Origin of the sequence: Devosia sp., from assembly GCF_034675085.1 — a bacterium.
GTDB lineage: Bacteria > Pseudomonadota > Alphaproteobacteria > Rhizobiales > Devosiaceae > Devosia.
The window spans coordinates 1-7,145 of record NZ_JAUCDN010000176.1 but is presented as its reverse complement, the minus strand read 5'-3'; the positions used below and the strand labels follow the sequence as shown (position 1 = coordinate 7,145).

7 protein-coding genes are annotated in these 7,145 nt (G+C 65.9%); 5 read left to right on the top strand and 2 right to left on the bottom strand.

Annotated elements, in window-relative coordinates:
- Positions 1-529, bottom strand: a 529-nt coding sequence (locus VDP82_RS11755; protein ID WP_323015037.1) for a GTP 3',8-cyclase MoaA, incomplete at its 3' end; no start/stop codon positions are given.
- 106 nt (positions 530-635) lie between these two features.
- Complete coding sequence (locus VDP82_RS11750; RefSeq protein ID WP_416347107.1) at positions 636-1,178, bottom strand: L,D-transpeptidase; 543 nt, start codon at positions 1,176-1,178, stop codon at positions 636-638.
- Positions 1,179-1,483: 305 nt separating this feature from the next.
- Here VDP82_RS11750 and rpiA point away from each other — a divergent pair, with 305 nt between their 5' ends.
- From rpiA to VDP82_RS11725, 5 genes are all read left to right on the top strand, one after another.
- Positions 1,484-2,185, top strand: coding sequence for a ribose-5-phosphate isomerase RpiA (gene rpiA, locus VDP82_RS11745; protein ID WP_323015035.1), 702 nt, complete (start codon positions 1,484-1,486; stop codon positions 2,183-2,185).
- Positions 2,186-2,211: 26 nt separating this feature from the next.
- Positions 2,212-2,724 (top strand): DUF2059 domain-containing protein, encoded by a 513-nt coding sequence (locus VDP82_RS11740; protein ID WP_323015034.1) that lies wholly within the window; start codon positions 2,212-2,214, stop codon positions 2,722-2,724.
- 105 nt (positions 2,725-2,829) lie between these two features.
- Complete coding sequence (gene gorA, locus VDP82_RS11735; RefSeq protein ID WP_323015033.1) at positions 2,830-4,209, top strand: glutathione-disulfide reductase; 1,380 nt, start codon at positions 2,830-2,832, stop codon at positions 4,207-4,209.
- A 249-nt stretch (positions 4,210-4,458) separates the two neighbouring features.
- Positions 4,459-5,835 carry a class II 3-deoxy-7-phosphoheptulonate synthase gene (locus VDP82_RS11730; RefSeq protein WP_323015032.1) on the top strand — a complete coding sequence of 459 codons (1,377 nt, stop codon included), beginning with the start codon at positions 4,459-4,461 and terminating at the stop codon, positions 5,833-5,835.
- 105 nt (positions 5,836-5,940) lie between these two features.
- On the top strand, positions 5,941-7,145 hold a 1,205-nt coding region (locus tag VDP82_RS11725), incomplete at its 3' end, for a PAS domain-containing protein (protein ID WP_323015031.1).

Genomic DNA, 7,145 nt, shown 5'->3' with positions numbered 1-7,145 from the left:
GCTCGATCTCGTCGTCATTGATGCCGCGCATGGCGACCATGTTGATCTTGATCTCAAGCCCCGCCGCCCGCGCCGCCGCGATTCCGCCCAGCACGTCCTCCAGCCGCCCGCGCCGGGTGATGGCGGCAAAGCGCGCGCCATCCAGCGTGTCGAGCGAGACGTTGATCCGCCGCACGCCGGCCGCGAAGAGGCCCTCGGCATGGCGGGCGAGCTGGCTGCCATTGGTGGTGAGGGTCAATTCGTCCAGCCCCGTGCCCAGGCGTTGCCCCAGATGCGCCACCAGCGTCATGATATCGCGCCGCACCAGCGGCTCGCCCCCGGTGAGGCGGATCTTGCGCACCCCGCGCGCGATGAAGGCCCCCGCGATCGCCTCGATCTCGGCAAAGCTGAGAATGTCCTTCTTGGGCAGGAACACCATGTCTTCGGCCATGCAATAGACACAGCGGAAGTCGCAGCGGTCGGTCACCGAAATGCGCAGATAGTGCACATGCCGCCCATAGCGGTCGATCAGCGGGCGGGGGAGGGGCATGGGCATGTTCATCCCGCTAATCTATTCCCCCCGGGGCCGCGTGCAAGCGGGGGGCATAAAAAAGCCCCCGGCGGGAGCCGGGGGCAGCTTCGGGAGGATGGCGGGATCAGTGGTTGACCACGATGGTGGCGCCCACCGCGACGCGCTCGTAAAGATCGGTCACGTCGTCATTGGTCAGGCGGATGCAGCCCGACGATACCGCCTGGCCGATCGACCAGGGTTCGGACGTGCCGTGCACGCGATACAGCGTCGAGCCGATATAGAGCGCGCGCGCGCCCAGCGGGTTGTCGGGGCCGCCGGGCATGTAGGCCGGCAGGTCGGGAACGCGCTTGCGCATCTGCGGCGGCGGGGTCCAGCCCGGCCACTCGGCCTTGCGGGTGATGCGATGGGTGCCGCTCCAGGTGAAGCCGTCGCGGCCCACCCCGATGCCATATTTCATCGCCTTGCCGCCTTCGAGCACCAGATAGAGCCGGCGCTCGCCGGTCTCGATGACGATGGTGCCGGGCTTGTGGTTGGTCTTGTAGTCGACGATCTGCTTCTTGATGGCGGTGCCGCCGCGGCGGGCGGGCTGCAATTCGGACTGCTCCACCCAGTTGCCGGTGGTGCGGTCATAGACAAGCGCGGCCGCCGCCGGTGCTGCGACAGCCACCGACAGGAGGAGGGATAGCGCAATTGCCATCGCTGGTTTCATGGTGAACATCTGACGACTTGGCCTCTGAAAAGGGGCTCGCCTCGATTCGGCTCCCCCCAACAATCCGTGTTGCTTACGCGGTTTACAATAATGCGAAAAGAGGCGCATGCCCTGCTTTCGCCACACTCTCGCCACCATGGCGAAATTGTGTTGCCAGCAGGTTACAGTGGACATTCACCAATCCGTGATCCTCCTCCCTTGGCGTTATTGACTCCGCCGCCCATGCCTGCAATGGCCTTGCCCAAACCCCGTGCGAGGCAAGCATGAGTGAAGAACTGAAGCGCCAGGCCGCCGCGATGGCGCTGGCAACGCTGCAACCGGGCATGCGTCTGGGCCTGGGCACCGGCTCCACCGCCCGCCATTTCGTCGATCTGCTGGGCGAAAAGGTCGCCGCCGGCTTCGATTGCATCTGCGTGCCCACCTCCGAGGCCACCGCCCGCCAGGCCGAAAGCCTCAATATCCGCCTGTCCGATCTCGACCGCCTCGACCGGCTCGACGTCACTGTGGATGGCGCCGATGAGATCGATCCGGCCCTCAACCTCATCAAGGGCGGCGGCGGCGCGCTTTTGCGCGAAAAGATCGTGGCGGCGTCCTCCGACGCCATGGTGGTTATCGCCGATTCCTCCAAGCTGGTGCCGGTGCTGGGCCGGTTTCCGCTGCCCATCGAGGTCAATCGCTTCGGGCTGGGCGCCACGCGCCGCGCCGTGGCCGAAACCATTGCCGCCCATGGGGCCGAGGGTGGCCTGCGCCTGCGCGAGGCCGCGCCCGGAACGCCCTTCGTCACCGATGGCGGCCATTTGATCCTCGATGCTTTTTTTGGCCGTATTTCACGGCCAGAAGCGCTTTCGCGCGATCTTCTCGACATTGCGGGGGTTGTGCAGCATGGGTTGTTCCTGAAAATGTGCACGACGGCTTATGTCGCAGCCCCCGATGGCGTAAAAACCCTGGCAGTCGACCCGCAATGATGGATCGGAACAGAATGGATATTTCGATGAGCACTGTTATGAAGCGCGCCAAGGCGCTGGTGGCCGTGGCGCTGGGCGCCGCCATGTTCTCGCTGGCCATGCCGGCCATGGCCCAGGAAGTGCCGCCCGAGCAATTGGCGCTTGCCCGCCAGTATATCGACCTCACCGACCGCGCCGCCGTCTATGAGGTGACCCTGGTCGAGATCGGCATCGGCACGCTCCAGCAGATCACCGCGCAAAATCCCGAATTGGCCGAGGAAGCCGACAAGGCCGTAGGCCGCGTCCTGTCCACCTACCAGAACCGCAAGGGCGAGCTGCTCGACCAGTTTGCCCGCCTCTATGCCATCCGCTTCACCGCCGAAGAGCTCCAGCAGATCGTGGCCTTCTACGAATCCCCCGTCGGCGCCAAGCTGGCGGCGGCCAATAATGAGGTGAACAAGGAAATCCAGGCGGTGATGCAGGTCTTCACCAACAATACCCGCCGCGAATTCTTCGCCAAGGTGCGCACCGAGCTGCGCGCCATGGGCTACGACGTCTGATCGCGCCCTTTCCCGATTTGGCCCCGCCTTGTGCGGGGCCTTTTTTTATGCGAAGTGCGTTCCGATATTCATCGTCATATGACGATGGTTAAAAGGAGCCAGCCGATGACCGACAGCTATGACCTCGTTGTGATCGGGGCGGGCTCCGGGGGTGTGCGCGCCGCGCGCATGGCCGCCACCTATGGCGCGCGCGTTGCCGTAGTCGAGGAATTTCGCGTCGGCGGCACCTGCGTCATTCGCGGCTGCGTGCCCAAGAAGCTCTATGTCTACGCCTCGCGCTTCCATGACCTGTTCGACATCGCGCCCAGCTTCGGCTGGCAGGTCGAGGCCAGTTTCGACTGGCCGACCCTGGTGGCCAACAAGGAAAAGGAAATCACCCGGCTCGAAGCCGCCTACACCGCCAATCTGGAAAAGCCGGGGGTTAAGATCATCCGCGACCGCGCCGTGGTCACCGGTCCCAATTCCGTGCGTCTGGTGGGCGAGGGCAGGGAGCTGAACGCCCGCTATATCCTCATCGCCACCGGCGGCCGGCCGCATATTCCCCATATTCCGGGCGCCGAGCTGGGCATCACCTCCAACGAGGTCTTCGATCTGCCCGTCCTGCCGCGCTCCATCCTCATCGAGGGCGGCGGCTATATCGCGGTGGAGTTCGCCACCATTCTCGCCGGGCTGGGCGTCGACACCACCCTGGTCTATCGCGGCGACTGCATCCTGCGCGGCTTCGACCAGGATATGCGGCGCGGGCTCGAAGCCGGGCTGATCGATCGCGGCGTGCGTCTCATCTACCAGACCACCATCGCCTCCCTGGCCCGGCAGGGCGATGAGGTCGCCGCCACCTTCAGCGACGGCGTCACCGCCCCCTTTGGCGCCGTCATGTTCGCCACGGGGCGCACGCCCAATGTGAGGGGCCTGGGGCTGGAAAGCGCCGGCGTCGAGCTCACCGCCACCGGCGCCATCGCCGTCGACGCCTTTTCTCGCTCGTCCGTGCCCTCCATCTATGCAGTGGGCGATGTGACCGGCCGCGCCCAGCTCACCCCCGTCGCCATCCGCGAGGGCTGGTATTTCGCCGAGACCGTCTTCAACGACAACCCGCAGGCGGTCGATCATTCGCTCATTCCTACCGCCGTTTTCTCCGAGCCCGAGATCGGCGTCATCGGCCTCACCGAGCCCGAGGCGGCCACCCATGGCGATATCGACGTCTATCTTGCCCGCTTCCGCCCGATGATGAATACGCTCTCCAGCCGCACCGAGCGCATGGTGCTCAAGCTCATCACCGAAAAGGACGGGGGCAGGGTGCTGGGTTGCCATATCCTGGGGCCCGGCGCCGCCGAGATGATCCAGCTCGTCGCCATTCCCATGGGCATGGGGGCCAGCAAGGCCGATTTCGACCGCGCCATGGCGCTCCACCCCTCGGCCGCCGAGGAACTGGTGACCTTCAAGGCCCCCAGCTACGTCTATCGCGGCGGAGAGAAGGTGGGCGGCTGAGCCTTTTGCTTCCCCACCCACTGCACGGCACCTCCCCCTCGACGGGGGAGGCTGGGAGGGGGCGCCGGGAGCCCGGATATTGGGGCCAAACGCCCCCTTGATCCCTCCCGCAAGGGAGGGGGACGACTGAACCATCGCACACCACTGGCCCCCTCATGCGAAGGTCTGCCCCGATATCCCTTGTCCCCCGTCACCAGCCTTGGTATGCCGGCCCCTGCCGCAAGTGACCTCGCCTAAGGAAGCGCTCAAATGACCACCTGGACCCCTGAAAGCTGGCGCGCCAAGCCCATTTCCCAGGTTCCCGCCTATCCCGACCCGGCCGCCCTGGCCGAGGCCGAGCGGCAATTGGCGAGCTTCCCGCCGCTGGTCTTTGCCGGCGAGGCGCGCGATCTCAAGTCCCGCCTGGCCGCCGTTGCGCGTGGCGAGGCGTTCCTGCTCCAGGGCGGCGATTGCGCCGAGAGCTTTGCCGAGCATGGCGCCGACCATATCCGCGACTTCTTCCGCGTCTTCCTGCAAATGGCGGTGGTGCTCACTCATGGCGCCAGCAAGCCGGTGGTCAAGGTCGGGCGCGTCGCCGGCCAGTTCGCCAAGCCGCGCTCTTCCGATACCGAAACCGTCGATGGCGTCGAATTGCCCAGCTATCGCGGCGACATCATCAACGCCATCGAATTTTCCGAGGTCGCCCGCCAGCCCGATCCCGGCCGCATGCTGATGGCCTATCGCCAGTCGGCGGCGACCCTCAACCTGCTGCGCGCCTTTTCCATGGGCGGCTATGCCGAACTGACGCGCATCCATGAATGGACCGTGGGCTTCATGAAGGAGTCCAATTCCTATCCGCGCTATGAGGCCGTGGCCCGCAAGATCGACGACGCCATCACCTTCATGGGCGCGCTCGGCCTCACCCCGGACAATACCCCGGCCCTGCGCCAGACCAGCTTCTTCACCAGCCACGAGGCGCTGCTTCTGGGCTATGAGGAGGCCCTGACGCGCCGCGACTCCATCACCAATGACTGGTATGCCACCTCCGGGCACATGCTCTGGATCGGCGACCGCACCCGCCAGCCCGATGCGGCCCATGTCGAATATTTCGCCGGCATCCGCAATCCGATCGGCATCAAATGCGGCCCCAGCCTCTCCAATGAGGACCTTCTGCGCCTGCTCGACCGGCTCAATCCCACCGACGAGGCCGGCCGCATCACGCTGATTTCGCGCTTCGGCTCCGACAAGATCCGCGAACACCTGCCGCGCCTCATCGAGACGGTGCAGAAGGCGGGGCGCACCGTGGTCTGGTGCTCCGATCCCATGCATGGCAACACCATCAAGGCGTCGACCGGCTTCAAGACGCGTCCCTTCGAGCGCGTCCTCAGCGAGGTGCGCTCCTTCTTCGAGATTCACCGCGAAATGGGCACCTATGCCGGCGGCGTGCATATCGAGATGACCGGCGACGACGTCACCGAATGCGTGGGCGGCATGGCGGCGGTCACCGAGGCGACGCTTTCGGATCGCTACAACACCTATTGCGATCCTCGCCTCAATGCCAGCCAGGCGCTGGAGCTGGCCTTCCTGGTCGCCGAGGAGATTCCGGTGCAACAGCCGCCGCGCCGGCACCTGGCGGCCGGCGAATAAATCGAGCCGGCGGGGTGAACCTCCGACGGGGCCGCGCGTTGCTCCAGCAATGGGCGGTCCGCTATACTGGGCCAGCCCCGCTGTCGTCTGCGATAAAGGCCCTTAATGCCCCGGACCCTGTTTCCCGCCGCCAGTCCTGAAACCCGCGCGCGTCTGGAACAGGATCCGGCGCTCAAGCTGTTCAACGACTATGATTGGGCGTCCAATCCGCTGGGGCCGATCCCGGAATGGCCCGAAAGCCTCAAGGGCGCGGTGCGGCTGATGATGCCCGCCTCCATCCCCATGGCCATATTCGTGGGGCCGCAGGCCATCCTTCTCTACAACAATGCCTATGCCGCCTTTGCCGGCCAGCGCCATCCCGGTATTTTCGGCCTGCCCTGCCGCCAGGCCTGGCCCGAAATCGCCGACCTGATGGATACCATACTGGCCATCGGCCAGCGCGGTGGCGTCGAGGTGCTGCACGATCTGGAGATGGAGCTCAATCGCCACGGCCAGCCCGAATCCACCTGGGTGGACATGCATGTCAGCCCCGTCCTTGGTGATGATGGCAATGCGCTGGGCACGCTGGTCACCATCCACGAGACCACCGAGCGCTTCCTGGCCCGCGCCGCCCTGGCCCGCAGCGAGGAGCGCCTGTCCCTGGCCCTGGCCGGCTCCTCCCTGGTGGGCACATGGGATTGGAACCTGCACGACAACGTCATCACCGCCGATGACCAGTTTGCCGAGATGTTCGGCATCGAGCCGCTTTACGCCGGGCTGGGCGTGCCGCTCCGGCGCTATTTTGCCGCCATCCACCCCGACGACCTGCCGGGCGTCAAGGCCGAGATCGAGCGGGCCATTGCTGCGGTCGATGAATTCCGCTGCGAATGCCGGGTGCGCAATCGCGACGGCAGCCTGCGCTGGATCGTGGCCTCGGGCCTGCCCCGGCGCGATGGGGAAGGGCGGGTGCACCGCTTTCCGGGCGTCGCCATCGACGTCACCGAACAGCATCGCGTCGCCAGCGCCCTGGCCGACAGCCAGCTTCGCTTCCAGACCCTGGCCAATGTCATGCCCCAGATCGTCTGGACGGCCACGCCCGATGGCGTCTACGACTATTACAATGCCCGCTGGGAGGAGCTGACCGGGGTGGCCGATGCCGCGCCCGACGCTGCCCAATTGGCCAGTCTCTACCATCCCGAGGACCGCGAGCGCGTCGAGGCGGCCTGGCAGCATTCCCTGCGCACCGGCGAGACCTTCGAGATCGAATATCGCCTGCGCCACCGCAGCGGCGAATATCGCTGGGTGCTGGGCCGGGCGCTGGCGGTGCGCGA